The sequence below is a fragment of the Lacicoccus kunmingensis DSM 17847 genome (assembly GCF_059568765.1).
This window is the reverse complement of sequence record NZ_JCANUC010000002.1, coordinates 119609-144832: the sequence shown is the minus strand read 5'-3', so window position 1 is coordinate 144832 and position 25224 is coordinate 119609. Positions and strand designations below refer to the sequence as shown.

Annotated in this window: 29 protein-coding genes; 20 read left to right on the top strand and 9 right to left on the bottom strand. The window is 41.2% G+C overall.

What is annotated here, in order from left to right; all coding sequences use genetic code 11:
• Positions 1 to 63 precede the first annotated feature (63 nt).
• Both acsA and BO48_RS03225 read left to right on the top strand, forming a co-directional pair.
• Entirely contained in the window at positions 64 to 1773 is a 1710-nt protein-coding gene (gene acsA / locus BO48_RS03230; RefSeq protein ID WP_496366005.1) for an acetate--CoA ligase, read from the top strand.
• Between the two features lie 276 nt (positions 1774 to 2049).
• Positions 2050 to 3714, top strand: coding sequence for a formate--tetrahydrofolate ligase (locus BO48_RS03225; protein ID WP_496366004.1), 1665 nt, complete (start codon positions 2050 to 2052; stop codon positions 3712 to 3714).
• 68 nt (positions 3715 to 3782) lie between these two features.
• Here BO48_RS03225 and BO48_RS03220 read toward each other — a convergent pair whose 3' ends face one another.
• Positions 3783 to 6308 carry a transglycosylase domain-containing protein gene (locus tag BO48_RS03220; RefSeq protein ID WP_496366003.1) on the bottom strand — a complete coding sequence of 842 codons (2526 nt, stop codon included), beginning with the start codon at positions 6306 to 6308 and terminating at the stop codon, positions 3783 to 3785.
• Positions 6309 to 6693: 385 nt separating this feature from the next.
• On the opposite strand from BO48_RS03220, the gene tyrS reads away from it, so the two are divergent.
• Positions 6694 to 7959 carry a tyrosine--tRNA ligase gene (tyrS, locus tag BO48_RS03215; protein ID WP_496366146.1) on the top strand — a complete coding sequence of 422 codons (1266 nt, stop codon included), beginning with the start codon at positions 6694 to 6696 and terminating at the stop codon, positions 7957 to 7959.
• Between the two features lie 298 nt (positions 7960 to 8257).
• Here the strand turns inward: tyrS and BO48_RS03210 are convergent, their stop codons facing one another.
• Positions 8258 to 9589 carry a YjiH family protein gene (locus tag BO48_RS03210; protein ID WP_496366002.1) on the bottom strand — a complete coding sequence of 444 codons (1332 nt, stop codon included), beginning with the start codon at positions 9587 to 9589 and terminating at the stop codon, positions 8258 to 8260.
• A 204-nt stretch (positions 9590 to 9793) separates the two neighbouring features.
• Here BO48_RS03210 and BO48_RS03205 point away from each other — a divergent pair, with 204 nt between their 5' ends.
• Positions 9794 to 10744, top strand: a complete 951-nt coding sequence (locus BO48_RS03205) for a dipeptidase (protein WP_496366001.1) — start codon at positions 9794 to 9796, stop codon at positions 10742 to 10744.
• 18 nt (positions 10745 to 10762) lie between these two features.
• Here BO48_RS03205 and BO48_RS03200 read toward each other — a convergent pair whose 3' ends face one another.
• Positions 10763 to 11254 carry a hypothetical protein gene (locus BO48_RS03200; RefSeq protein WP_496366000.1) on the bottom strand — a complete coding sequence of 164 codons (492 nt, stop codon included), beginning with the start codon at positions 11252 to 11254 and terminating at the stop codon, positions 10763 to 10765.
• Positions 11255 to 11370: 116 nt separating this feature from the next.
• Between BO48_RS03200 and BO48_RS03195 the strand changes: the two genes are divergently transcribed.
• The 3 genes from BO48_RS03195 to BO48_RS03185 all read left to right on the top strand — a co-directional run bounded on the left by BO48_RS03195 (position 11371) and on the right by BO48_RS03185 (position 14108).
• Positions 11371 to 12516, top strand: a complete 1146-nt coding sequence (locus BO48_RS03195) for an MFS transporter (RefSeq protein ID WP_496365999.1) — start codon at positions 11371 to 11373, stop codon at positions 12514 to 12516.
• A 26-nt stretch (positions 12517 to 12542) separates the two neighbouring features.
• A complete protein-coding gene (locus tag BO48_RS03190; protein WP_496365998.1) occupies positions 12543 to 12821 on the top strand; it encodes a hypothetical protein in 279 nt (92 codons plus the stop codon).
• Between the two features lie 96 nt (positions 12822 to 12917).
• Positions 12918 to 14108, top strand: a complete 1191-nt coding sequence (locus BO48_RS03185; RefSeq protein ID WP_496365997.1) for a DUF418 domain-containing protein — start codon at positions 12918 to 12920, stop codon at positions 14106 to 14108.
• A 67-nt stretch (positions 14109 to 14175) separates the two neighbouring features.
• Here the strand turns inward: BO48_RS03185 and BO48_RS03180 are convergent, their stop codons facing one another.
• Together BO48_RS03180 and BO48_RS03175 are read right to left on the bottom strand one after the other, a co-directional pair.
• A complete protein-coding gene (locus BO48_RS03180; RefSeq protein WP_496365996.1) occupies positions 14176 to 14739 on the bottom strand; it encodes a histidine phosphatase family protein in 564 nt (187 codons plus the stop codon).
• Positions 14740 to 14812: 73 nt separating this feature from the next.
• Entirely contained in the window at positions 14813 to 15037 is a 225-nt protein-coding gene (locus BO48_RS03175; protein WP_496365995.1) for a hypothetical protein, read from the bottom strand.
• Between the two features lie 167 nt (positions 15038 to 15204).
• Between BO48_RS03175 and BO48_RS03170 the strand changes: the two genes are divergently transcribed.
• From BO48_RS03170 to BO48_RS03155, 4 genes are all read left to right on the top strand, one after another.
• Positions 15205 to 16113: an alpha/beta hydrolase gene (locus BO48_RS03170; protein WP_496365994.1), complete on the top strand. Its 909-nt coding sequence runs from the start codon at positions 15205 to 15207 to the stop codon at positions 16111 to 16113.
• A gap of 341 nt (positions 16114 to 16454) precedes the next feature.
• On the top strand, positions 16455 to 17081 hold the full coding sequence (locus BO48_RS03165) for an N-acetyltransferase (RefSeq protein WP_496365993.1): 627 nt from the start codon (positions 16455 to 16457) through the stop codon (positions 17079 to 17081).
• Between the two features lie 32 nt (positions 17082 to 17113).
• Positions 17114 to 18295 carry a M20 metallopeptidase family protein gene (locus tag BO48_RS03160; protein ID WP_496365992.1) on the top strand — a complete coding sequence of 394 codons (1182 nt, stop codon included), beginning with the start codon at positions 17114 to 17116 and terminating at the stop codon, positions 18293 to 18295.
• Positions 18296 to 18359: 64 nt separating this feature from the next.
• On the top strand, positions 18360 to 18542 hold the full coding sequence (locus BO48_RS03155) for a hypothetical protein (protein WP_496365991.1): 183 nt from the start codon (positions 18360 to 18362) through the stop codon (positions 18540 to 18542).
• 64 nt (positions 18543 to 18606) lie between these two features.
• Here BO48_RS03155 and BO48_RS03150 read toward each other — a convergent pair whose 3' ends face one another.
• Positions 18607 to 19029 carry a c-type cytochrome gene (locus BO48_RS03150; RefSeq protein WP_496365990.1) on the bottom strand — a complete coding sequence of 141 codons (423 nt, stop codon included), beginning with the start codon at positions 19027 to 19029 and terminating at the stop codon, positions 18607 to 18609.
• 252 nt (positions 19030 to 19281) lie between these two features.
• Between BO48_RS03150 and BO48_RS03145 the strand changes: the two genes are divergently transcribed.
• Entirely contained in the window at positions 19282 to 20259 is a 978-nt protein-coding gene (locus BO48_RS03145; protein WP_496365988.1) for an acyltransferase family protein, read from the top strand.
• A 243-nt stretch (positions 20260 to 20502) separates the two neighbouring features.
• On the opposite strand, the gene BO48_RS03140 is transcribed toward BO48_RS03145, so the two are convergent.
• The 3 genes from BO48_RS03140 to BO48_RS03130 are packed head-to-tail and all read right to left on the bottom strand — an operon-like array spanning position 20503 to position 23345.
• Complete coding sequence (locus tag BO48_RS03140; protein WP_496365987.1) at positions 20503 to 21705, bottom strand: site-specific integrase; 1203 nt, start codon at positions 21703 to 21705, stop codon at positions 20503 to 20505.
• A 38-nt stretch (positions 21706 to 21743) separates the two neighbouring features.
• Positions 21744 to 22553 (bottom strand): hypothetical protein, encoded by an 810-nt coding sequence (locus tag BO48_RS03135; protein WP_496365986.1) that lies wholly within the window; start codon positions 22551 to 22553, stop codon positions 21744 to 21746.
• Between the two features lie 24 nt (positions 22554 to 22577).
• Entirely contained in the window at positions 22578 to 23345 is a 768-nt protein-coding gene (locus tag BO48_RS03130; RefSeq protein ID WP_496365985.1) for a S24 family peptidase, read from the bottom strand.
• 158 nt (positions 23346 to 23503) lie between these two features.
• Between BO48_RS03130 and BO48_RS03125 the strand changes: the two genes are divergently transcribed.
• From BO48_RS03125 to BO48_RS03090, 8 genes are read left to right on the top strand one after another with little or no spacing between them, the layout of a single operon-like run.
• Complete coding sequence (locus tag BO48_RS03125) at positions 23504 to 23728, top strand: DUF739 family protein (RefSeq protein WP_496365984.1); 225 nt, start codon at positions 23504 to 23506, stop codon at positions 23726 to 23728.
• Between the two features lie 17 nt (positions 23729 to 23745).
• A complete protein-coding gene (locus BO48_RS03120) occupies positions 23746 to 23943 on the top strand; it encodes a hypothetical protein (RefSeq protein WP_496365983.1) in 198 nt (65 codons plus the stop codon).
• A 50-nt stretch (positions 23944 to 23993) separates the two neighbouring features.
• Positions 23994 to 24173, top strand: coding sequence for a hypothetical protein (locus BO48_RS03115; RefSeq protein ID WP_496365982.1), 180 nt, complete (start codon positions 23994 to 23996; stop codon positions 24171 to 24173).
• Positions 24173 to 24316, top strand: a complete 144-nt coding sequence (locus BO48_RS03110) for a hypothetical protein (RefSeq protein WP_496365981.1) — start codon at positions 24173 to 24175, stop codon at positions 24314 to 24316. Before BO48_RS03115 ends, BO48_RS03110 begins: the two co-directional genes overlap by 1 nt.
• Positions 24317 to 24535: a hypothetical protein gene (locus BO48_RS03105; RefSeq protein ID WP_496365980.1), complete on the top strand. Its 219-nt coding sequence runs from the start codon at positions 24317 to 24319 to the stop codon at positions 24533 to 24535. It begins immediately after the preceding gene.
• Positions 24536 to 24745: a hypothetical protein gene (locus BO48_RS03100; protein WP_496365979.1), complete on the top strand. Its 210-nt coding sequence runs from the start codon at positions 24536 to 24538 to the stop codon at positions 24743 to 24745.
• Positions 24738 to 25010 (top strand): hypothetical protein, encoded by a 273-nt coding sequence (locus BO48_RS03095; RefSeq protein ID WP_496365978.1) that lies wholly within the window; start codon positions 24738 to 24740, stop codon positions 25008 to 25010. The genes BO48_RS03100 and BO48_RS03095 overlap by 8 nt, the downstream gene beginning before the upstream one ends.
• On the top strand, positions 25007 to 25189 hold the full coding sequence (locus BO48_RS03090; RefSeq protein WP_496365977.1) for a hypothetical protein: 183 nt from the start codon (positions 25007 to 25009) through the stop codon (positions 25187 to 25189). Before BO48_RS03095 ends, BO48_RS03090 begins: the two co-directional genes overlap by 4 nt.
• The last annotated feature ends 35 nt before the right edge of the window (positions 25190 to 25224 follow it).

Here is a 25224-nt window from a genome sequence, read left to right as displayed (position 1 = left end):
AAAGTACGTTAATATTATTATATACTATCATTAGAAATGAGAAAACTTATAGGGGGATTTAAGATGAAAGTAGAGCATTACAAAGCAACGGATCAAAATCCGAATTTAAATGATTACGATAAGGTTTATGAAAATTTCAACTGGGATGAGATTGAAAAGAATTTTTCATGGTCTGAAACAAATAAATTCAATATGGCTTATGAAGCCATTGATAAACATGTTGAAGATGGTTATGGAGATAAGACTGCCTTTATCTACAAAAATGATGAAACATCCACATACACATTCAAAGATATGCAGATCGCTTCCAACAAAGCTGCGAATGTATTGAAGAATGAAGCAGGAGTGGAAAAAGGGGACCGTGTATTTATTTTCATGGCACGTTCGCCTGAGTTATATTTCAGCTTACTGGGCTCTTTGAAGCTGGGTGCGATTGTTGGACCTTTATTCGAAGCGTTTATGGAAAAAGCTGTTAAAGACAGAATGGAAAATAGTGATGCGAAAGTAATCGTCACTACTCCGGAACTGGTTGGACGTATACCTGTAGACGAGCTGCCCAACCTTGAAAAAGTCGTCGTTGTCGGTGAAACGGACAATGACGATCAGGTGGATTTCCATGCTGCTTTTGAGAAAGCATCCGAAGAGTTGGAAATGGAATGGCTGGATAAGGAAGATGGAATGATTCTTCACTATACAAGCGGGTCTACTGGACAGCCAAAAGGGGTTCTTCACGTTCAGTATGCTATGGTTCAACAATATATTACGGGTAAATATGTACTTGATTTAAAAGAGGATGATGTATACTGGTGTACTGCTGATCCGGGCTGGGTAACTGGTACATCTTACGGTATATTCGCACCATGGCTGAACCGTGCGACAAACGTTGTCGTCGGCGGTAGATTCTCACCTGAATCATGGTACGGAGCCATTGATGAACTGAATATCACAATCTGGTACAGTGCGCCGACAGCACTCCGCATGCTGATGGGTGCAGGCGACGAAGTCATTAAACAATATGATTTAAGTTCCTTGCGACATGTACTGTCTGTAGGGGAGCCGTTGAACCCTGAAGTGGTCAAATGGGGCATGGATGTTCTTGGTTTAAGAATTCACGATACTTGGTGGATGACTGAGACGGGCGCTCATATGATCACTAACTTCCCGGCTATGGATATTAAAGCCGGTTCCATGGGTAAACCGGTACCGGGTGTTGAAGCGGCGATCATAGATGATTCCGGTAATGAACTGCCGGCAAACAGAATGGGCAACCTGGCACTCAAATCAGGCTGGCCAGCGATGATGAGAGAAGTATGGAAGAACAAGCCTAAATATGATTCATACTTCATTGGTGAATGGTACGTATCCGGTGACTCGGCCTACAAAGATGAAGACGGATATTACTGGTTCCAGGGCAGAGTGGATGATGTCATCATGACTGCCGGTGAAAGAGTCGGACCGTTTGAAATAGAGTCGAAACTTGTTGAACACCCTGCAGTACAGGAAGCCGGTGTCATCGGTAAGCCTGACCCGGTCAGAGGTGAAATCGTCAAAGCATTCATCGCTCTAAGAGAAGAGTATGAGGAATCAGATGAGCTGAAAGAAGAGATCAGAGTATTTGTTAAGGAAGGACTCGCTGCACATGCTGCACCGAGAGAAATTGAATTCAAGGATAAACTGCCGAAAACACGCAGTGGTAAAATCATGCGCCGCGTATTGAAGGCATGGGAATTGAATCTGGATGCCGGAGATCTTTCAAGCATGGATGATGATTAATATAAAATATTTGAACCCCCTCAAAGCGAGGGGGTTCATTTTTGGAGAAGGATTCTGGCTATAGCCGGAAAATCAGAGGGAGATTATCTTTAAAAAAGTGTAAAAAATTCATTTTGTGACTTAAATTATGTCAGAAACACGGGGGAAGGAAATTATATTATCAGAATTAACTTAAAATGCGTTGTTTGTGGAAAAATTCACTTAGATATGTCATAATAAAGTGGTAAGTGTTATGCCTCAGCATAACTCAATATTATTCTTTTAGGAGATGAGATAATGGCACAAACAGATCAGGAAATTGCAGCTAAAGCTGAGATTCAACCTATTGAAGATATCGCAGCTAAGGTGAACATTCCTAATGAGGCTTTGGAACTGCATGGTAAACATAAAGCGAAAGTAGACATTCATCAAGTAGAAGGAGACGAAAACAAAGCAAAAGTTGTTTTAGTTTCCGCGATGAACCCGACTCCGGCCGGAGAAGGTAAATCTACTGTAACTGTTGGTTTATCAGACGCATTCAACAAATTGGAACAAAAAGTAATGGTTGCATTGCGTGAGCCATCATTAGGTCCTGTTATGGGTGTTAAAGGTGGAGCTACCGGCGGTGGCCAGGCACAAGTATTACCAATGGAGGAAATCAACCTTCATTTCAACGGTGACCTGCATGCGATCACAACAGCTAACAACGCTCTGTCTGCGTTCATTGACAACCACATCCACCAAGGTAACCAACTGAATCTTGACCCGCGTCGCGTTTCATGGAAGAGAGTTATTGACATGAACGACCGTGCACTTCGTCAAGTGGTTGTTGGTCTTGGCGGACCAAGCCGTGGTGTACCTCGTGAAGACGGTTTTAACATCACAGTTGCAAGTGAGATCATGGCTGTACTATGTTTAGCTACAGACATCATGGACCTTAAAGAAAAACTTGGTCAAATGATCATTGGTTACACTTATGACAAAAAACCTGTAACTGCTAAAGAGTTGGAAGTTGAAGGTGCGCTTGCTTTACTTCTTAAAGAAGCAATCAAACCAAACTTAGTACAAACTATGGAAGGTACACCTGCTCTAATCCACGGTGGACCATTCGCAAACATTGCACATGGTTGTAACTCTTTAATCGCTACAAACACAGCACGTAAACTTGCTGACATTGTAGTAACAGAAAGTGGTTTCGGTTCCGACTTAGGTGGAGAGAAATTCATGAACATCAAAGCGCGTAAAGGTGACTTCAAACCTGACGTTATCGTACTGGTTGCGACTATCCGTGCGCTTAAGATGAACGGTGGCGTTGCTAAAGCTGACTTAGGTGATGCAAACGTGGATGCTCTTAAAGAAGGTATTGTAAACTTAGGTAAACACATTGAGAACGCTCGTAAATTCGGTGTCGAGCCTGTTGTTGCATTAAACGACTTCGTTACAGACACTGATGAAGAGAGAGACTTTGTATTAGATTGGTGTAAAGAGCAAGGCGTCCGCGTTTCACTTACTCAAGTATGGGAAAAAGGCGGCGAAGGCGGCGTAGATCTTGCTAAACAGGTTATGGAAGTCCTTGATGAGCCACAGGAATTCAAGCATCTTTATGACCTTGAGCTTCCAATCGATCAGAAAATCGAAACGATCGTTAAAGAAGTATACGGCGGTGACGGTGTAGTTCTGACAGCTAAAGCTCAAAAACAGCTTGAAGAAATCGAAGCAAACGGTTTTGGAAACTTACCGGTTTGTATGGCGAAATCCCAGTATTCACTAAGTGACGATCCGAAAAAACTTGGTCGTCCTGAAGGATTCACTGTAACTGTAAGAGAACTGGATATTAAAGCTGGTGCTGGTTTCGTTGTTGCCCTTACAGGTGACATCATGACTATGCCTGGTTTACCGAAAACTCCATCTGCTGTTAACATGGATGTTGATGCAGAAGGTAACTCAAAAGGTTTATTTTAATAAAAACCAAAAAGAAGAGATCGGCCAATTGGCCGATCTCTTCTTTTTATGCTCTAATTTAATTGAAGTTAATCATCATCGTCGTCATCGTCAGATGAGCCGCCGACAGAATAACGGTTATCATACGTGTTGGTCACTGTGCCTCTCAAAGAAGAATTGGAAAGTCCTTCATCATCAAAAGCAGCACCCATTCTTGACTGTATTGCCGGGTCATTTAAACTGCTCTTGTCACTGAGTCTTGTATCTTCTGCAACAGGACCGGTAACCGGTGTATCTAAATCTTTTTCACAGTCACTTTCTGTTTCCATTGTAAGTCCACAATATTCCATTTGTCTGACTGAATCTGGCTGTTGGAATGATGCGCCGCGTCCCATCTGATCCGGTGCGAGGGCGAGCAGTTCCTGAGTCAGGTTACGCCAGTTGTATATATGGAGATATTGTTCACCTTCATAGCCGGAAACCTGAGGTATGTTCTCGTCATATCCCATCCATAAACCTAAAGTGACATCGGGATTGTATCCCATGAACCATGAGTCGACGAATGAGTTGGATGTACCTGTTTTAGCTGCAAAATCGTATTCATTTTCAATGCCTCGATAGAAGTCTTCGATATGATATGCAGAACCTGAGATAAAGGATTCCTGCAGCATGTCAGACATCAGATATGCAGTTGAATCTTTGAACACTTCGTTTTTGACAGGTTCGTGTTCGTAAACGACCTCGCCGTCAGGGCTTGTAATACTTTCAATCATATAGCCTTCTGTAAAGCTGCCGTCCTGTGCAAAGCTTGAAAATGCATCGACGTTCTGCTGTACAGTAAGGTTATTCGTACCAAGCGGCAGAGAAGCGAATCCTCGGCCTTCATAGTCGAACAATGTATCAGGCAGTGGCATATTCATACGTTCAAAATATTCCTGTGGATTTTCTTCACGGACATCTGCCCATAATCTTAAGGTACTTAAGTTATATGAGTTACTGAGTGCATGTTTTGCAGAAACAAGGCCGAATTCTTCCTCGTAGTCGTAGTTGGCAGGTTCGTAACCGTTATAACTGAATTTCTCATCGAGTAATACAGTGTCAGGAGCAATAATGCCTTTATCGACCGCAGGGCCGAATGTTATCAACGGCTTCATAGTCGAACCGATTTGGCGATCTGTCTGTGTGGCGTGGTTGACAGATGATGCCTCGTGGTCACGACCGCCGATGAATCCTAATATTTTACCACTGCTGTTTTCTTTCAATATTGCCCCGACTTCGTGATGCATCATTTCTTCTTCTTCATCAGACTCTTCCTCTATATCAATCGCATCTTCAGAACTTCTGTCACCATAATAGTAGAAGTTATCATCTTTGACATCCTGCATGGTGTCATAGATTTCTTTATCAATGGTTGAAGTAATGTGATACCCCTCATAGCGGAGTGCCTGGTTTGCCTGTTCTGTATAGTCCTGGTTGATGAGTGGTGTGGAATCCACTTCCTCACGTGTCAGACCGTCCTCTTCTGCCAGTACGTATTTTAATATCTGGACACTGCGACGCTCCAGTTCATCTGTTAGGAAAGGATAGTTCTGGTTTGGAACAACGACACTGTCTGTTAGGTTTGCGTATAAGTCATATTCGACAGCTTCGTCATATTCTTCCTGCGTGATTTTCTCTTCTAATAACATACGGTCGAGGACGAAGGTCTGTCTGTTCTTCCCATACTGCAAATAATCTTCGTCTTTGACATCGCCGCCCTGCATAAATGGGGTGTATGCATATGGGTTTTGCGGCATACCTGCTAAAAATGCACTTTCAGCGAGGTTGAGATCACTTGCATCTTTTCCGAAAACACCTTCGGCAGCTGCCTGGATGCCGGCAACGTTTTGTCCATTGGCATTACGTCCAAAAGAAACAGCGTTTAAGTATGCTCCGATGATTTCATCTTTATCGAGCAGTTTTTCCACTCGGAAAGCAAGGAGCAGTTCAACTGCTTTTCTGTCGAAAGTTGTTTCATTGGTAAGCAATTGGTTTTTGACGAGCTGCTGTGTCAATGTACTGCCGCCCGTACCATCATCGCCGCCGGCGAAGACCTGGAGCGCTGCACGCATGAATGCTTTCGGCACAACGCCGTTATGTTCATAGAAGTGTTCATCCTCAGTTGCGACGACAGCGTCGACAACATAAGGGTTTATGTCTTCATAGTCGACTCTTTCTCTGATGAGATCCGCACGGAGTGTACCGAGCGATTCACCGGTGCCGAATGCAACAGTAGAACTTTCTGTCATCTCTGTCAGCGCAACAACCAGTTCATCGTTGGACTGGACTTCTTCGTCATTTACCAGAGCTGCAAAATAACCAAGCCCGACACTGAAAGCTAAAAGGCCTAATAATGAAAATGCCAATATAATAAATAAAACAATATTCCAAGCAGTTTCATATGTAGTAAAAAAAGCGACTCTGACTGGAGAACCAGCATTTCTCATTCTCGTGTTTATATTTGAAAATTTTTCTTTGAAGGTATTACCGGTCACTGTGTCCTTGTCACCCTTCGGTTCGCCCTTCGTAAAAATCTTCTTAATATTATCAAAAAATTCTCTAATATTTTTCTTCATGTGGACCTCCTATCAACGGACATTATACCATATATAAAATCATTATAGATAGTGATATCAACCCTTGCAAGATTAAAAAGTGATGAAATTATTACTTCACTTTAATGATGGGGGACAGCCGGACAGTTGACTTTTATAATGAAGATGTTATTATTAGATTAATTTAATACCCTCTGAATAGTGGGAGAAGTAGTGGATTTATCCTGATCAAGAGAGCTGGTGGGCGGTGAAAACCAGTGATGGATAATTTGTGAATACACCCATAAGAAACATTCAGGCATCAGGATGATATTCATCCTAAAGCGAAACCGTTTGGTGGTACCGTGCTCAGCACCCATACTATATTTAGTGGGGTGTTTTTTTATTTTAAAAATCAGGAGGAATTATTGTGAGTGCATTATTAGAAGATTTGAAATACCGTGGTATTATTTATCAGATGACTGATGAAGAGAAAATCACTGAATTGTTGGATACCGAGCAGGTCTCAATATACTGCGGAGCAGACCCGACAGCTGACAGTCTGCATATCGGACACCTCGTACCGTTTCTGACTTTAAGGCGTTTCCAGGAATATGGACACCGTCCGGTCGTATTAATCGGCGGGGGGACTGGCATGATCGGCGATCCGTCATTTAAGGCTGAAGAAAGAAAGCTTCTGACAGAAGAACAGATTGACCAAAACGTTGATGGAATCAAAGCTCAAATGGGCAGAGTTTTTGATTTCAACGATGAGAACGGTGCAGTTCTTGTAAATAACAAAGATTGGCTTAAAGAAATCTCATTGATCAGCTTCCTGAGAGATTACGGAAAGCATGTCGGACTGAACTACCTGCTTGGAAAGGATGCAATCCAATCCCGTCTTGAAACCGGTATTTCCTATACAGAATTTACGTATACAATACTTCAGGCAATCGACTTCGGCCACCTGAACAAAAATTATAATGTTAAAATGCAGATCGGCGGTTCCGACCAGTGGGGCAACATCACAAGCGGACTGGATCTGATGAGAAGAATGTATGGTGAAAATGAGTCTGAAGGTCTGACGATACCTTTGATTACAAAAGCTGACGGCAAGAAGTTCGGTAAGACAGAATCAGGCAATATCTGGCTCGATCCGGCAAGAACTTCGCCCTATGAATTTTACCAGTTCTGGCTGAATCAGAGTGATGCAGACGTCATTAAATTCCTGAAGCTGTTTACTTTCCTTGATAAAGAGGCTATTGAAGCACTTGAAAAATCAGTGGCGGAAGAACCTCATCTGCGTAAAGCCCAGAAGAGTCTTGCAGAAGAGATCACGAGATTCCTGCATGGTGAAGAAGCACTCGAAGATGCAAAAAGGATTACAGATGCACTTTTCAACGGAGAAATAAAGTCTCTGACCTCTAATGAAGTCAAAGATGCATTTAAAGATGTGCCGACTGAAAACTTCGACGGCGAAGACGAGAACCTTGTCAATGTCCTTGTTGAAACTAAAATCTCATCATCACGCAGACAGGCAAGAGAAGATATTAATAATGGTGCCATCTACATTAACGGTGAGCGTCAGCAGGACGTCAATCATGTAATGACTGCAGATGACAAGCTGGACGGAGAATTTACAGTCATCCGCCGCGGTAAAAAGAAGTATCACATGGTGACATATAATAAGTAGTGAACGGCATGATGAAGTGTAGACGAGTATGTGCGGGGGTTTGAGGGCACTGCTCGTTTTCCGGGCTCTGAATCCGAGCATATTCGGTCCATAAGCAGACTTACACGTTTTTAAAAGTCGGAATCCGAGTATATGCGAATGTTCGAGAGACTGACTCGTTTCCGATACCCAAAACCCGAGAATACAGAGCTGCGCGGCATATTCGCCTACTACACCATCAGATGATTGCTTAAAAATCAAATAGGCGGAACAAAAAGAGAGGACAAGATAAATTCTTGTCCTCTCTTTTCATGTAATATTAGAAAATAATATGTGCGAAGATAATGATGATTGGTAATGTAATGGCTGTTCTCAGTAAGAAAATGATGAACAGTTTGCCAAGTCCGATTGGTATTTTGGAACCCAGGATAACTCCGCCGACTTCTGATAAGTAAATCAGCTGAGTGATACTCAGTGCGCCGACGACAAAACGTGTCATGTCGGAAGCGACGGTTTCAATTAAGATGGCTGGCAGGAACATGTCTGTGAAACCGATGAACAGTGTCTCAGATGCCGCCTGCGCTTCTTGTATTCCTACAAGTTCCAGAAGCGGTACAAATGGTGCGCCAATCCATGTAAATACAGGTGTGTATTCAGCGACGATAGTACCAAGTGTACCGATCGCCATAACAATCGGCAGTACGGCAAACCACATGTCTCCAACTGTTTTCAAACCGTCTTTCAAGTAGTCTGCAAAGCCGTCTGCTTTTTCGGCTTTATCCATCGCCTGACGATAACCCCATGTAAATGGATTGTAACCTTCAGGTATGACTTCTTTAAGATCTCTGTCTTCACGATGATACGTATCTTCGATTCTGGATAAAGGTGGTATTCTCGGCATAATCAATGCTGCAGCAAAACCTGCAACCAATACCGTCAGATAGAATAGACCGAAATAATCCATCAAACCGATTAAATCTAAAATGACTACTGTAAATGTGATGGAAACGACAGAGAAAGTTGTCGCGATGACCGTCGCTTCTCTTCTTGTATAATATCCATCTTCATATTGTTTACTACTTAGAAGTACACCGACTGTTCCGTCACCGACCCATGAAGCCAGGTTATCGACTGTGGAACGGCCGGGCAGTGTGAACAAAGGTCTCATCACTTTTGTGAAAATCGCACCTATAAATTCAAGCAGACCGTAATTTAATAATAGGGGAAGCAGTATGCCGGCAAATAAAAACACCGATAATAATGTTGGCATCAGATCGTTAAGAATCATGCCGCCTGTGCCCATGGAAGTGACGACTTCAGGACCGATTTCAAAATAAGTCAGCAATACGAATACCGCACCAAGGAGTCTTGTTACGACCCATACCGGTGTGACTGAAAACATATCAGCCAGCATTATTGAATTCGGTTTATGTATCCAGCTGAATATGACAGTCAGGATGGCAGCCAATGTGATTATAATAGTAATAATGAGTAAAGCTGATTCATGCCCGAGTACATCCAGTAATAACCCCGCCAAGTATGCGATCGGTATTGTCGTACCGCCGTCAGCATCTGTCAGAGGATATAAAAACATGAATACACCAATTAAAGATGGTATTAAAAATTTTAATAAAGTTGCAGTTTTGTTCATAAATATCCCTACCTTTATTTAAATTATACAATTCATAATTGTAAAGTAAACAATGAAAATGTAAGAAAACGTTTTCATTACTACTTTACAGTTTATACTTTGATTAATATTAATTCAATCATTATTTTATAATGTATAAATATATTTAATTTTTTGCGAGTCAATCCATTGTCTGTATAATATTTATTGAAGGGGGAACAAGTAATGAAGATAATAGATACACATTGTGACGCGCTGCTGAAACTACAAAGTGACATTCGTCAGTCAAGAGGATTTATGGATGAGCATTCACAGATGAAGTTTCTGGATGCTGAAGAAATCGATTCAAATTATACACGTTTAAAGGAAGGAGACGTACAGGTCCAGTTTTTTGCGATTTTCATCTCTCCGAAAGTGCCTGACAATGAAAAGTGGCAGCATGCTCTGGAGCAGGTGGATGTTTTTTATAACGAAGTGCTTACACAGGAAAATATGGTGCACATAAAAGATCTGAGTGAAATCAAAAAATTGAACCCCCATGAAATCGGGGCTGTGCTGACGCTTGAAGGGGCGGATGCATTCGGCAATGATCTGATGAAACTTCGCACGTTGATCAGGCTGGGTGTTCTGTCCCTCGGGCTGGTATGGAACAATGCCAACCTGGTGGCGGATGGTGTTGGTGAATCGAGAGAGGCAGGTCTCTCCAATTTCGGTGCGGAAGTAATTGAAGTATGCAACGAAAATAAAGTGCTCATCGATGTGAGCCATTTAAATATTCCCGGATTCAACGACATTATAGATAAAGCGGACAGAGTGTTTGCGAGCCATTCAAATGCGCGTGGAGTATTTGACCAGCCGCGTAATTTAACAGATGAACAGATTACACAGATCCTCGACCGGAACGGCATGATCAATCTCGTCTTCTGCCCGATGTTCATCGGTGAGGGCGAACTTGAAATTGAAGATCTGTTTCCTCATATTGACCGTATCATAAAGCTCGGCGGCAAAGATCACATCGGCATCGGTTCTGATTTTGACGGTATCGCCACATATGTAAACGGCCTGCGCCATGCAGGCGAGTTTCAAAATCTGGTTGGAAAACTTGAGGAACAGTACGGCACCGGATTCACTGAACAAATGACCCACCGTAATTTTAAAAATATTTTCTGCGAATAAAAGGCGGCGAACAGCCTTTTATTCCTCATTTATACTTTGGTACTGTTCTTCAATCAGGTTGTATTTAGTTTCAATATTGTCTTCCAGTTTCTTGATTTCCTCAAGGTCTTCATCGAATGCCTCTGAAAAACGGTCGTCATCAAAAGGGTTTGAGACATAAAAGTTCAAATTGAATTCTCCATAACGCTTGGCGAGAGTTTCCAAAGTATTAATGTAATCGAGCATGGATTCCTGCAGCTCCAGATGTTCAGTCTCGCCGAAGTCATAATTATTGATGACTGATTTGAAGTCTTCGAACTTTGGCATCAGGTTATTATAATAAATATCGAGCTGATTTTCACGGTCCTCCGTGTTTCTGATATCTTCCAGCTCACGTTCCATGTCATTTCTCAGCTCTTCATGATTTCTGTTGAATGCCTCATATAAACTTTCCAGATCATCGCTTTCATTTTCTCCGCAGGCCATCAATATAAAACTGACAGCGGCCATCAAAAATATTAATTTTTTCATTAAGCACCTTCCTTTATTCCATTTTAACATGATTGAATATTAGATTAAGTTTTATTTGCCTGATAAATATTGTATAATACTCAAGTTGATTATTTTTAAAGGTTTAAGGTGATAATGTGAATAAAAAATTATTGGTCACTTTTACAGTTGGGGTGTTTTTACTCGGAATGATGGAGTTGATCATTTCCGGTATATTGGAACTGATGAGTGATGACTTGGGAATCAGTGTTGCTGTTACCGGCCAGCTGATCACTGTTTATGCAGTAAGTTTTGCAATATTCGGCCCGGTGCTCGTTAAACTGACAGAGAAATATAAGCCGAAGCCTGTCATTTTAATTTCTTTGATTGTCTTTATATTCGGTAATGTCATTTTCGGATTATCCGAAACATTTCTGATGCTGGCACTCGGCAGAGTGGTGACGGCAATGGCGGCAGCCATTTTTATCGTCAAGATTTTGGATATGACCGTCGTATTGTCTGAGCCGAGTATCAGAGGGAAAATGATTGCGCTTGTATATATGGGTTTCTCTGCAGCCAATGTTTTCGGGATACCGATAGGTACTTTGGTTGGTACGCTGTTTGGCTGGAGAATCATATTCCTGCTGGTCATCGTGCTTTCGATACTTGTAGGTATCGGCCTGATTTTGCTGGTGCCGGATAAGGAATCTGAGAGTAAGGAAAGTCCAACGAAAACGAAGATCATGAACATGAGAAATGTGGTGCTGTATATTGGTGTAACGATGTCGGTGCTGATCGGTAACTACATAGTACTTGGATATATTTCTCCGCTGATGACTTCAAACGGATTTACAATAGAAAATGTCTCCATTGCTCTGTTTATCGCCGGTGCAGGCGGAATGGCAGGTACAGTGCTCGGAGGAAATCTCGTTGACAGGTTCGGTTCCAGAAGAACAATCATCACGATGATGATTTTATTTTCACTGACGATGCTTGCGATGCCGCTGTTATACAGCACACCGATTCTGTTCTATGTCAATCTGTTCATATGGAGTCTGTTCCAGTGGAGCACAAGTCCTGCTGTCCAGGCGGGTCTTGTGGACAATGTCGAAGGTTCGGCTGCGAGCGTCTTCAGCTGGAATATGTCGGGCTTGAACCTCGGTATCGGCATCGGTGCCGTCATCGGCGGTATTTTCATCAGCCGTTTTGATATCAGCTTTGCACCTTGGCTCAGTTTCTTCATTATATTGCTTGGACTGACATTCGCTATATTAGTAAAAGAGGATAAAACACTGTATAATTAAGTTGAACGAGAAGCGAGGGATGTTTTATGATACTCAGAATTATTATGTATATAGGATTTGCATTCCTATCTATATTTTTAATAAATTACTTTGAGCTTGCCAATATTGAGTTCACGATAATCAATGTGCTGATTGCAGTCGGATCGCTCATAGCACTTAATATCCTGTATTCGATATTCACACGCTTTCTAAGAGTGCTGGTCTTTGCATTCGTATTTCTTCCGGTAATCGGTCTGCTCGTCTACTACGTATATGCATACTTTACCGGACAGTCCGTAGACCTGGCATCTTTGGCAGTATGGTAAAAATGAACTGAACGGTTAATAGACTGTTCAGTTTTTTATTTATAAAAATACAATCAAAAATTATTTGGTCATCAAAATTACAAAGAGGTGAAGTTCGTGGTCAATCAGTATCAGCCGATCTCTTTTTCAGAAAGAATTCATGAAATTGACGGTATCAGAGGTTTTGCGCTGCTGGGCATATTAATGATGAATATCATGTCCTTTGCGACACCGATGATGCAGGACGGCATGGAGCAGCAGGCAACAGAGAGATTTACAGGACAATATAACGAATGGGCGATTTTCTTTATCAACACTTTCGTCACAACGAACTTTTATACGATGTTTTCATTTCTGTTCGGTCTCGGTTTTTACATATTTTTATCCAGGGCGCAAAATAAAGTCCAGTCAACGAATGTATTATTCCTGCGCCGGATGGGCATGCTGCTGATATTCGGTATTCTGCACGGCGTATTATTATGGTATGGGGATATTTTATGGACATATGCAGTGACCGGTATTCTGTTATTATTTTTCTATAAACTGCGTCCTAAAATCAATCTGATCATCGGCATCAGTATATTGAGTATTTTCACCGTCTTCCTGTTACTCATGTCACTCCTCCTATTCGGAGTGAATGTACCGGTGGAAGGGGCCTTTCCGCTGCCGTTTGATATGACGGAAACGATTCATGGCGGCAGTTATTCAGAACTGATCATTTTGAACTCGACATTTCTCGGCATCAGTCTGATGAATATCATATTTCTGGTTCCGAACGTGCTCGCTGTCTTTCTGATTGGATTATATGCGGCACAAAGAGGCATCTTTAATAATCTTGAAGAAAATAAAGGTCTTATTAACAAAGTGGCTGCGGTCGGCCTCGGTGTCGGACTGCCAGTTAAAATATTGACGGGATACGCCGTGACTTATCAATCGCTTGATCCTGCATGGTCGATGCTGTCAATGCTTAGTTCGACGATGGGGGGACCGTTGATGTCACTCGGCTATATCGCATTATTTTTAATCATCGTAAGAAAACTGCCCGCACTCGTCAAAGTGCTGCAGCCTGTCGGCCAGATGGCTTTGACGAACTATATCATGCAGACGGTTATTATGATGGTCATATTTTACGGTTTCAATCTGTTCAACAGGGTGGATGCAGTTTATTTCATACCGATAGTGGCTGCGGTGTTCATTGTACAAGTCATATACAGTCATCTGTGGATGAAAGTATTCAGGTTCGGTCCGCTGGAATGGATATGGAGAACGGTCACATATTTAAAAGTGCTGCCGATAAAAAGGCGTTAGACTATATTATTAGACATAAAACGGCTGTATGGAATCGAACAATTCCATACAGCCGTTTTAAACTTATCTATACCAGTGTACTCACATTGTAGTCCAGCACTTTCCACTTATTGTTCTCCGGCTCGAGGACACTTAAAGAACAGTTGTCGAGTTTGGTGAAAACCATATGTACCTCGTCCGTATACAACGAGAGGATGGACTTTATTGTTCTGGAATGTGCTGTAACCAACACATTTTCATCCTTGTGGTTGTCCTCAATATACTGCATCACTGCTGCTGCTCTTTGAGCCAGTGAATCGAATGTTTCGACACCGGGAATGTCGCCTTCCGGGTATTTCAAGCGGATATTTTCAATATGTTCCCCTTCAAAAGGGCCGAAATACTGCTCCTTCAACTCATCCATTTTATGAATTTTTAAATCGTGGTATTCATTGATGATTTCAGCAGTAGCATAAGCACGCGATAACGGACTTGAAAGTATCACATCAAACTTTTCATCTTTAAGAAATTCAGATGCATTTTTTGCCTGTAATAGTCCCGCTTCATTGAGCGGAATATCACTCGCCCCTTGTAAACGCAATGATTTGTTATATTCAGTCAATCCATGACGAATCAAAAAAACCTTTCCCATCTACGTCACCCCAAATTAATATTGTATAACTACATGATAACACTATCATTTGAATTTCAAATCCTTTTATCGTTTACTGATTCAGGAAATGAATGATTTTATCGATGACTCCTTCTTCAGTGGTATGATAGGACGGTTCTGTTAAAATGTCACCGCGTTTTGAAATGGTCAATTTGTATTTATTTTCTGCCTGTCTCATGATCCTGAATTTTATATTGTCTTTGGACAATGTGGCGATAGAGGTGCCCGGCAGCGCTTTAAATCCGTTTTCTTTTGCAAATCTGGTTATTTTTCTCATTGTTCATGGCTCCTTCATCAATTCTTTTCCTTATTTACAATGTTATCATGTCGGTTATTTAAATGCCCATGAGAACAAGGTTTGTCTTTTGTGCCTTCATAAAACTATATGATAATATGGTAGTTGATAAATAGAGTTGGTTTTTAATTGATGAGAGGGGAAAATTGATGAATTTACAAAGTTTTTATATAGGCGATCATCATGCTGAAGTGACGATGATGCTCGGAGCAAGGGAAAAAACATCAAAAGGGCATCCTGCAGTGGTAATCTGTCCCGGCGGGAGTTATATGTACGTATCGAAAAGGGAAGCGGAGCCGATTGCCTACCAGTTTCTCGCACAGGGCTATCATGTGTTTATATTAAATTATTCAACAATCGGCAGTGCGATAGAAAAAGAAGGCAGGACACCGGAGCGTGATGAACTTTATCAGCTTGCAAGTATGGTCGAAGATGACAAGGAGCTCGGCTCTGAATTTCCGACACCGCTGACGGAACTGGCGAAAACAATGACCTTCATACGGGAAAATTGCCATGAATTCAATATTGATCCGGATAAGATCGGCGTAGCCGGTTTTTCTGCAGGCGGCCACCTGGCAGCGAGTCTCGGTGTTCACTGGTCAAGCGAATGGCTGAAAGAAGCTGTAGGAACAGAGAACAGATGGTTCCGTCCGAATTTCCAGGTGTTGAGCTATCCTATATTGGATTATATGCTGAATAAAGAGATTGCCGAAAAAAGAGGTATGGGCGACCCGCGCTTTATGGAGATGGCATCCAGAATGATCTATGGTGCGGAGCCGGACGGGGAAATGATGCGCCTGACCCGTTTAAAAGATTATGTATCAACAGACACACCGCCGACATTCATTTGGCATACCATGGAGGATCAACTTGTATTTATCCAGAACTCCCTGGACTTTGCCAAAGTGCTCGATAACCATCAAGTCCCTTGGGAATTACACACATTCCAGCATGGTGAGCACGGTCTGAGTCTGGGAACAGAACTGACCGGGAAAATAGATGACAGAGCGAGCCAGTGGCTGGACCTGATGTTCAGCTGGCTGAAAGTGAACATATAAAAATAGAAGACACTGATCAGTGTCTTCTATAATTCAATTCATATATCCTGAATCTCTCTGTATGATTCGGATAAATGAATTCGAGCATTTTCTGGCCAATATTATTTGAATGACTTTCTTTATTAATATAGTGCTGTTTAATATGTTCAGTATCACCCGGGTTTGAAATCAAGTGATATCGAGTCTTGTTATTCTTGGTGTCACTATACTTGACTATTATCGTCATGATACACCAACTCCTCGTAATTACTATATCCCGTGAGCAGAAATGTAAACGTATTTCACTAAAAAAATATAAAATTGTATTAAATTTAATAACGTATTTGAAAAGAGGTGGCGCGGTGGAAGTAAGAAAATTAAAATTGGATGACTTGAATGATGTGATGGCGCTTCAGTCACTTGTTTATGAAGACCTTCAGGATAAGATGATACTGGAAACGATAGACAGACCGGAGTTTATTGAAATGATAGAGCAGGAGTTTATCATCGGCGTATATATAGAACAGGAACTAAAAGCAATCCGCGCAATGTATATTCCGCCGCTCGATGATCCGGAACACCTGGCCGAAGATGGAGAAATAACAGACAGGACAGAGGTAATCTACTCTGAAATATCTTTTATCCATCCAGACTGCAGAGGGCAGGGGCTTCAGACAAAACTTGGACGCCAGCTGATTGAGAGGGTGAGGGCCGACGGCCGTTTCAAACAAATAATGACGACAGTGCTGCCGACAAATATTCCCAGCCTAAAGGATAAGTTCAGACTGGGTTTTAAAATAGTGAATACGAGAATCATGTACGGTGGAAAATACCGTCATGTACTTCAACTGAATCTGAATGAACCACTGGAGGCAAACGGGGGCAAGAAAACGGTGGATTATAAAAATATTGAATGGATGCTCGACAATGGTAAAAAACATATCGGTTTTGATTTTGACGGTGAAAATATCGATTATTATTTAAAATGAGAGTCTAATGATGACTGAAGGGGCGGATTATAATGGATTTCAACCGGATAGTGGAAGATGCGATTCAATTCAGAAGAGAACTGCACAGGTTTCCTGAGCTGAGTGACGAAGAGTTCAGTACATCGAACCGGATACAGGAGGAGTTGAGTGCTCTCAATATCCCGTTTGAGACGGGCTTTGCAGGTACTGGTATCCTCGGTGTCATCGAAGGTGCGCATGAAGGCGGTATTGTCGGACTCCGGGCGGATATTGATGCGCTGCCGATACATGAAACATCAGGCGAACCATTCAGTTCAGAAAATGATGGAGTGATGCACGCCTGCGGCCACGATGCGCATACCGCGATGCTGATAGCAACAGCAAAAGTACTGCTTAATCGATGTGAAGAGATGCATGGCACAGTACTGTTGATTTTTCAGCCGGCCGAGGAAAAGTCACCGACCGGCGGTTCGCAGCGGATGATGGATGAAGGTGTATTTGATGGCAGAGAACCGGATGTCCTGATTGCCCAGCACGTCTGGCCGTCGATTCCTGTCGGTAAATTCGGAATCATGCCCGGGCCGATCATGGGGAACTCCGACCGTTTCAAACTGATAATCAAAGGTTCGGGCGGACATGCTTCCATGCCTCACGATACAGTGGATGCCATTATAGTCGGTACACAGGTAATCAATGCACTGCAGACAATCGTCAGTCGAAATTCAGATCCGTATGAACCATCCGTTGTTACTGTGGGCAAGTTTCAGGCAGGTACGCAGCATAATGTCATTGCTGAAACTGCTGAAATAGTGGGGACCATACGGACGCAGTCCAATGGTATGAAAACTATGATTAAAGAAAGGTTTCACAACATAGTTGAAAATGTTGTCGAAGCGATGGGGGCTTCTGTTGAAATAGAATATTTGGACGGCTATCCAGCGACGATCAGTTCAAAAGAGTGGGCCCACCAGATGCGGCAGACGGCAGTGAATCTGTACGGCGAAGCAGCGGTACCGGATTACCGGCCGAGTCTTGCCGGAGAGGATTTTGGCAGATTCCTGCTTAAATATCCCGGTGTTTATTATTGGCTCGGCACTTCTGTCGGAGAAGGGCAGAAACCGCTGCACAGTCCTTCTTTCAAAGTGAATGAAGATGCTTTTAAATACGGCATTGAAGTGATGAGCCAGGGCGCAATCGATACATTGAACAGACTGAATGAAAAACAAGACGATTAAATATCCAAAACAGTCAATTTTGTGATAATATTAAAATGATATTTTGAAGATAAGAGGTTGGATAATGAATAAAATCGAGATTGTTTACACATCTGGTAAGAAAGAAATTTTCGAAACAGAGAAGTATACTGCGGAAACGCTGAAGCAGGAACTTGAAGTCGCATATGCCCACAAGAAATCATATATGGAAGTGGATGGTTTTTCACTTTTTCCCAATCTGGTAAGAGAAGTGCGTAAAGTTAAATAAATTTAAAGAGGCGGTCTGGTTAAAAACCAGGCCGTCTCTCTTTTGTCCGATAAGTAAAATCTGCTTATTCAGACCACATATCATACATCGCAGTCAGTTCTTCTTCACTGACTTGATCTTCGCTGAAATCAGGCATCGAGCCCCGACCGTTTCTTACGACGTCGGTAAATTCTTCTTCACTTAAAGAAGTTCCTTCCAAAGCTGGTCCCATGCCTCCTTGGAAATCCCCGCCGTGACAGGAAGCACACGAACTCTGTGCAACACCTTCTGCGTCCACATCACTTGTTGAAGCACTGTCATCCGATTCCTCAGTGTCTTCAGCACCTTCATCCGAACTCTCTTCAGTTGTTGATTCTTCCTCAGTCGACGACTCTTCTGTTGCAGCGTCATCTGCTGAATCATCAGTTTCCTCAGTATCACCGCCGCACGCACCAAGAACCAGTACTAAAGAAAGACCGCCGGCCATCAAATACTTTTTCAAATCCATAATCTCACCCCCCCTCAAAATGAAAGTGTATTACAAGTTAAATATATCACATAGAAAAATATTAACAAATAGGGCATTATCCCTATTTCCCAACCGCCACTTTGTTGATGGAGAGAATTATTTTGTAAATAAAGACCGGTTGATTCATCACCCGAAAGCAGATCGCTGCTGATTTTCCATAATGGATGTTGATTGTCACAGTGTTAAAATTAATATATGATTACGATACACATTAATCTCAAGGAGCCGAACATGAAGCAGCGTAATCATAATATTGACATCATAAAGGGATTGGCAATCCTTGCTGTCATATTAATTCATAGTTTAACTGAGGAAATGCTGCTTGCCATTTTATCTCCCTTTTACATCTGGCAGGCTGTGCCGGTATTTATGTTGCTTGCAGGGTATAACACCGCTGCATCTTTTCAACGGAGAGGTTATGTAAGGCTGAATCAGTTTTATAATTTTTCATTTCTTTACAGTAAGGTTGAAAGACTGCTTTATCCTTTTCTTTTTATATGGATTATACAAGTCATAGCCCATTTTTTATTTTTGGATGGATTGAGTTTTACAAATCTGATTACATCTTTGTTTACCGGCGGATGGGGGCCCGGCAGCTACTTCATTCTTATAATTATACAGGCGACCTTGATCTTACCTTTAATATACATGCTGGTTAAAAAGAATCTGACTGTCGGAACGATTGTTTTATTCTTTATCAGTATATTGATAGATGCATTCTGTATGTTAATTGATGTGCCGGGCAGTGTTTACAGAGTAATAGTCGTCCGTTATTTATTTGCTTTGGTTTTAGGGGTCTGGTTAGCTCTGAATCCTAAAAAGATAAACTATAAATGGCTGATTCCTATAGCAACTGTAAGTGCAGTTTATATAGCGGGTGTGTATTATCAGGAATGGAACTTTTTCATTGAAAGATATTGGCAAAGCCAGCATGCACCGTCTTATTTTTGGACGTTATTACTGATTGTGATTGGATTGAATGCCTATCAATTCAAAGCGGATAATCCTGTCACCGGATTAATCGTTAAAATGGGGAAAGCTTCCTATCATATATTTTTGGTTCAGATGTTCTATTTCTGGCTGATTGCAGACAGCATCAGTAATTTGCCGCTGATTATTTATATATTATTAAGTTTAATAATCTGTATCATTTTCGGCCGATTATTCTTCTACGCCGAAAACAGTATTAGAAAAGCACTGAAAAATTAAATCTATTGAGCAGGGGTCTCGACCCGGCTCATAACAAACCCCTTCTGTTAGCAGAAGGGGTTTTGTCTACAACTACTGTCTGACTATTTTTATCAGTCGCAAAAGTTATATAAAGATAATAGGGGATTAAAAAAGGCATAATAAAAGACCGGCAGCATTGAAAAATCAATGTCTGCCGGTCTTTGTAATGGTAAATGCTTATTATCTTGAGTAGTATCTATCTGACTTGTAAAACCTATCACATCAACGTTTGAACTGTACCACATCATTATCAGCCTCAGTTTCAGCCCCAGCTTTATCTTCCAATGCTTCGCTAAATGCGCTCATCGTGTCTAAATCTACGCTGTCGATCACGTGGCCGTAATGACTCCTTAACACTTCTTCACTGTTACCTAATCGCTTGGAGATTGCTTTTAGTGAGCGGTTCTGCATAATCAATATAGCACTGTGAGTATGTCTTAATGTGTGTGGTTTGATGTTTAATCCAGTACGTTCATTACTTCTTTGCAATGCTGATGTAAATGTCGAGTTGCCAATGAGCGAACCGTTCTGTTCTGAAATGAATACATAATCTTCTTCGTTCAAGATTCCGGACTTCCGCTTAATGCACCATTTACGATAATCGGAAAGCAACTGCATGACTGACTGATCCACAGGCACAATACGCTTGTTCTTTCCTTTGGTGAGTCCATACTTATTTTTAGTCATTGAAGCATATATTTTCACGTGCAATTTATCAAAGTCAACATACTTCCATTTCAAGGCTCTCAATTCTCCGATTCTAAGCGCACTGAACGCCATGAATTTTGCAATGGTATAATTCGTGATATTATCATTCTTTTCCATGTCTTTTAAAAACAATTGTAATTCATCCACATCAATAAATTTATCTTCTTTGACAACTCTATCTTCAGGTAGCACAACATCGATGATTGGATTTTCTTTAATAATTTTATGTTTCACTGCTGCATTCACGGAAATGATCATAAATGTATGGTATAAATCCACGGTGGACGCACTCAATGTTTTTCTTAATTCGTTAATAAATGCGGATTGGTATAAATGTAGGGTCAATTTATCCATTTTCACATGACCAATCAACGGCTTGATATACTGCCTGAATACGACTTCTCTGTTGATGTAGGTATTTAAAGACCAATGTCCGTTCAAGCCGTCATCGTCCGGTTTGTTCATGTTCATATGATTCTGATACCAGTCTCCGACAGTGATATTATTATTTTTGTTCAATCGACCATTATCAATATCCGACTGCATTTGCATCAAATGTTCAAAAGCTTCACGTTCACTATCGAATTTTGACTGCTTCACTTCTTTACGTTTGCCATCGTCGTCATAATACTTCAGACGATAGCCCCAGAATGTTCCTCTGGTATTTTTATACTGATATATTGCATTGTGTTTATTACTTCTTTTGGTCACTTTCATTCCGATTCTCCTTTTGACTCGGGCAAGAGTTTAAGGAGCTACTGTAATATTATTCTGTCGCCATGTGCCACGAAAGCCGGTATGGTTCGACTCCCACCCATAACAGTCTCGTAAGTGATTAAGTCGTTGAACATGCCGTAAATTGTCACATAGTCATCTTCTAGTAATCTTTCATCCAGTGTGACTGTTAAGGCACTCACCATCACAATGCGATCATAATCACTATTCACTGCGATTCGATAAAATACCATTGAATCTTCTTCGATCACTTGAATAATTTCACCTTCAAAAGTGATTAGTTCGTCAGTAAACTCATGGGGGTTGCGCTCAATATCTCGAACATCGACATCCGCACGATAGTTGTCTAAGTTTTCAACGTCGCGGCTTGGTCCGATGTCCTCCTCGATTTCTTCTTCGTCAATTTCTTCAGTGATTAAATCTTCTTCAACTGGTTCTTCTTCCTCGACTACCTCCACTTCTTCATCTTCCAAAGCGCCATCAATTGATTCGTCGATTTCTTCATCTGTCATCCCATCCACTTCAACGCCTGCATACTCTCGTTCATCGTCCTCATCATCTGACTGTGCATCCGAACTGCTTGTAGGGTAGCTTGCTGTGGTGTTGGATGATTGTTCGTCACCTGGCAAAGATACTGTCAAAATAATGGTCAAAATGAAAGCGACGACCGAACCACCGATTAACGAACCGGCGGTGATGCTTGTTTTCTTCGTCGGTTTATTCTTCGACAGTTTCACCAACAATATAATTAACATGACGACTCCCGCTATGAAAGCGGCAATTGCCAGAAAGCCGAACAACAAAGCGAGTAAAGCAATAAAAAAATCCATCCATAAAACTCCTTTTAAATTATTTTATAATATGACTTTACCAATCAATTCAATGTTTTGGTTGTCGTAGAAAAATAAATCTTCATATTTTTTGTTCAGCGAAACTAATCTGATCCTTTCTTCTTCTATAAAAACCTTTTTAATAAAAGATTCTCCTTCAATGATAAATATTCCTATTTGCCCGCTATTAATATCTTGTGTTCTTTCAACAAATATAATTTCTCCGTCTTCAAACATCGGCTCCATTGAGTTTCCGTTTACCTGCAACGCTAGATCGTGCGGAGGAACGTATCCCTTTATTTGAGTTGTAAATAACACGTCATCAGTCAGTGTTTCTCCAGTACCGGCTGAAGCATATCCATTAACATTCACTACGTTGACCACATCATTTTTGTATGAGTTTAAAGAGATAACTTTCCCGTCGGCTTCCTTTTGAATTGTCAGTTGGTGTTCGGCATAAAGCAAAACGTTATTCTGTCGACTAGGAATTAATTGAGTGACGATATCAGCGACTTTAGAAGTTGCATCGACTCTTTCTTCATCAGGTACGCGCTGCCTGTCCACGTCGTAACCCATTAACCAGCCCTCGCTTACATCGAGTGTTAAAGAGAGAAGGTACAACTTAAAGTTGTCAGGATTAGACTTGTCATTAACATATTGCGATAAGTGACTTTTAGACATTGAAATACCTAACTTTTCTTGGTACGGCAAACTTTTATTAATAATATCAACTTGTTTTAAATTTCTTTCTTTCATGAGTTCCTTTAGTCTGTCTGATGTCTTCTTCTTCATATAATGTCCTCCCTATTGATAATTCAATTGTACAACTGTTTGAACTTATATTCAATAGTTAAAGTTAAAATAATTGAACTTTATCATTGACTTAGTTCAACAGACAATATAAGATGGAGTCAGTTCAAACATTTGAACTTATGAAAGGAGGTAGCAATATGTGTTTTGATTATTCTTCTCTTAACGGAAAAATCATCGAGAAGTACGGCACACAATATAACTTTGCAGTAGCGCTTGGAATGTCTGAAAGAAGTCTATCTTTAAAGCTCAATAATAAAGTCAGCTGGAAAGACAGGGATATTGAAAGGGCTAGAAAGTTATTGGGCATTCCAGAAAAAGATATTCATAAATATTTTTTTAAGCCTGAAGTTCAAACATTTTAACTATTGGAGGTCTAACTATGAAAGGCGCATGGTTTGCAGATAAACAAACGTTGTGTGACTTCATGTGCATCAGCCTCTCATTCTTCAATACACACTTTGTTGATGATCCACGCATGAGGTCAATCGAATATCGCAGAGGCACTAAAAAGATTTGGTGGGAAACGGAAAAAGCAAAAAAATATATGAAAGATATTCTGCAAGAAATATCAGATTAAAATAATCGACTCGGGCAAGGGTGAGCAGAATGTTGAAAGGAGAGCATCAAATGCAAGAATCAGTCACATTGTCACTCGAAACTTACGAACGTATGAAAGAGCAAATTGACGAGCTTCAGGAAAATAAAGCAAATCTTAATCAAGCATTAATTGTAGAACGTAGCGCACGTCTTGAAGCACAGAAGGAACTCAGAGCAGTTGAAAGCGCACAAAAGAAAGGGTGGTTCTAATGTCATATTTACAGCTGTTTTTCGCGACTGTCGGCGTTGGTTCGCTCGGCATGGGATTGGTATCACTAGGGATTATAACACTTGTAGGCACACTGATTTTGTACATGTGTGATGTAGCGATTGGGTATTGGGAGGTCGGTTAAATGAAGCAACTTGAATTGTTTACGGATGAATATCAACCGAGATTCCAAGCATTTCTGAAATACAAGAACGCTGTCAGTCACACAGAAGTCAAGATGTATGAGTTCATCGTTTGGGTGTCCGGGCACGTCGCGGATTTCAAAAGGATAAAGAGTATCGAAATATTGCATGACAATATTCAAGATGAATTTACTGATTATTTATGGGAGCAGGTGAAGTGATTGATCATTCAAGCAACAAATTACAACACAGGCAAAAATATAAAATTGGACGTCGTCAAAGTGCAAAGGAACAAACATGGCGGTATCAAATTTATCGAGCTGGAGAACGGCGACATCCTGAAAAAGCGGGGCACTTGCTTATATGACAATATCGACTCGATGTACACCATTCCCGATTACGAATTAGAAAGGGTTGAGGCCGATGGATAAGCAGGAGGAAATTGAGTTCCTGAAACAGCGCTGGTATGAAGTTGAAGTTGAAAATTGGGAGCTACGTTCAAAGTTAGAAGATAAGCAGGATGAACTGGATGCGGTGAGACGAAGAAATCAACAGTTAATGACAATGACACCAGAAGAACAAGAAAAGGCGCACGGGATGACGCGTGGCGGCATCATACCAAAAGCTTTTGAAAGCAGGAGAGCAGAGTACAACGAACAAATCAGAAAAGCGATAAGGGAGAGTGATTGGAAGTGACGGATGAATGTTACATCGTTGCAGTTGTAAGTGGTAGGTATATGTACCGTAGTTCTAAACCGTACACAAGTAGGGCGGGGGCAATCAAAGAGTATCAAAGACAGGTGAAGGAGGGTAAAGATTCGAATTTAAAGATACTGAAAGCGAATTGGCGCGATGTGGATTTTGAATACAAATAAAAATCGCCCTGCGACAACAGGACGAAATGAAAAAT

What these genes read in the sequence shown, in the direction of transcription:
- BO48_RS03145 (WP_496365988.1), top strand. Translation starts at nt 19,282, where the DNA reads ATGAAGCAGCGTAATCATAATATTGACATCATAAAGGGATTGGCAATC.
- BO48_RS03190 (WP_496365998.1), top strand. Translation starts at nt 12,543, where the DNA reads ATGATACTCAGAATTATTATGTATATAGGATTTGCATTCCTATCTATA.
- BO48_RS03160 (WP_496365992.1), top strand. Translation starts at nt 17,114, where the DNA reads ATGGATTTCAACCGGATAGTGGAAGATGCGATTCAATTCAGAAGAGAA.
- BO48_RS03115 (WP_496365982.1), top strand. Translation starts at nt 23,994, where the DNA reads ATGCAAGAATCAGTCACATTGTCACTCGAAACTTACGAACGTATGAAA.
- BO48_RS03135 (WP_496365986.1), bottom strand. Translation starts at nt 22,553, where the DNA reads ATGGATTTTTTTATTGCTTTACTCGCTTTGTTGTTCGGCTTTCTGGCA.
- BO48_RS03205 (WP_496366001.1), top strand. Translation starts at nt 9,794, where the DNA reads ATGAAGATAATAGATACACATTGTGACGCGCTGCTGAAACTACAAAGT.
- BO48_RS03200 (WP_496366000.1), bottom strand. Translation starts at nt 11,254, where the DNA reads ATGAAAAAATTAATATTTTTGATGGCCGCTGTCAGTTTTATATTGATG.
- BO48_RS03130 (WP_496365985.1), bottom strand. Translation starts at nt 23,345, where the DNA reads ATGAAGAAGAAGACATCAGACAGACTAAAGGAACTCATGAAAGAAAGA.
- BO48_RS03105 (WP_496365980.1), top strand. Translation starts at nt 24,317, where the DNA reads ATGAAGCAACTTGAATTGTTTACGGATGAATATCAACCGAGATTCCAA.
- BO48_RS03180 (WP_496365996.1), bottom strand. Translation starts at nt 14,739, where the DNA reads ATGGGAAAGGTTTTTTTGATTCGTCATGGATTGACTGAATATAACAAA.
- BO48_RS03170 (WP_496365994.1), top strand. Translation starts at nt 15,205, where the DNA reads ATGAATTTACAAAGTTTTTATATAGGCGATCATCATGCTGAAGTGACG.
- BO48_RS03210 (WP_496366002.1), bottom strand. Translation starts at nt 9,589, where the DNA reads ATGAACAAAACTGCAACTTTATTAAAATTTTTAATACCATCTTTAATT.
- BO48_RS03140 (WP_496365987.1), bottom strand. Translation starts at nt 21,705, where the DNA reads ATGAAAGTGACCAAAAGAAGTAATAAACACAATGCAATATATCAGTAT.
- BO48_RS03220 (WP_496366003.1), bottom strand. Translation starts at nt 6,308, where the DNA reads ATGAAGAAAAATATTAGAGAATTTTTTGATAATATTAAGAAGATTTTT.
- BO48_RS03125 (WP_496365984.1), top strand. Translation starts at nt 23,504, where the DNA reads ATGTGTTTTGATTATTCTTCTCTTAACGGAAAAATCATCGAGAAGTAC.
- BO48_RS03150 (WP_496365990.1), bottom strand. Translation starts at nt 19,029, where the DNA reads ATGGATTTGAAAAAGTATTTGATGGCCGGCGGTCTTTCTTTAGTACTG.
- BO48_RS03225 (WP_496366004.1), top strand. Translation starts at nt 2,050, where the DNA reads ATGGCACAAACAGATCAGGAAATTGCAGCTAAAGCTGAGATTCAACCT.
- BO48_RS03110 (WP_496365981.1), top strand. Translation starts at nt 24,173, where the DNA reads ATGTCATATTTACAGCTGTTTTTCGCGACTGTCGGCGTTGGTTCGCTC.
- BO48_RS03095 (WP_496365978.1), top strand. Translation starts at nt 24,738, where the DNA reads ATGGATAAGCAGGAGGAAATTGAGTTCCTGAAACAGCGCTGGTATGAA.
- acsA (WP_496366005.1), top strand. Translation starts at nt 64, where the DNA reads ATGAAAGTAGAGCATTACAAAGCAACGGATCAAAATCCGAATTTAAAT.
- BO48_RS03175 (WP_496365995.1), bottom strand. Translation starts at nt 15,037, where the DNA reads ATGAGAAAAATAACCAGATTTGCAAAAGAAAACGGATTTAAAGCGCTG.
- BO48_RS03155 (WP_496365991.1), top strand. Translation starts at nt 18,360, where the DNA reads ATGAATAAAATCGAGATTGTTTACACATCTGGTAAGAAAGAAATTTTC.
- BO48_RS03120 (WP_496365983.1), top strand. Translation starts at nt 23,746, where the DNA reads ATGAAAGGCGCATGGTTTGCAGATAAACAAACGTTGTGTGACTTCATG.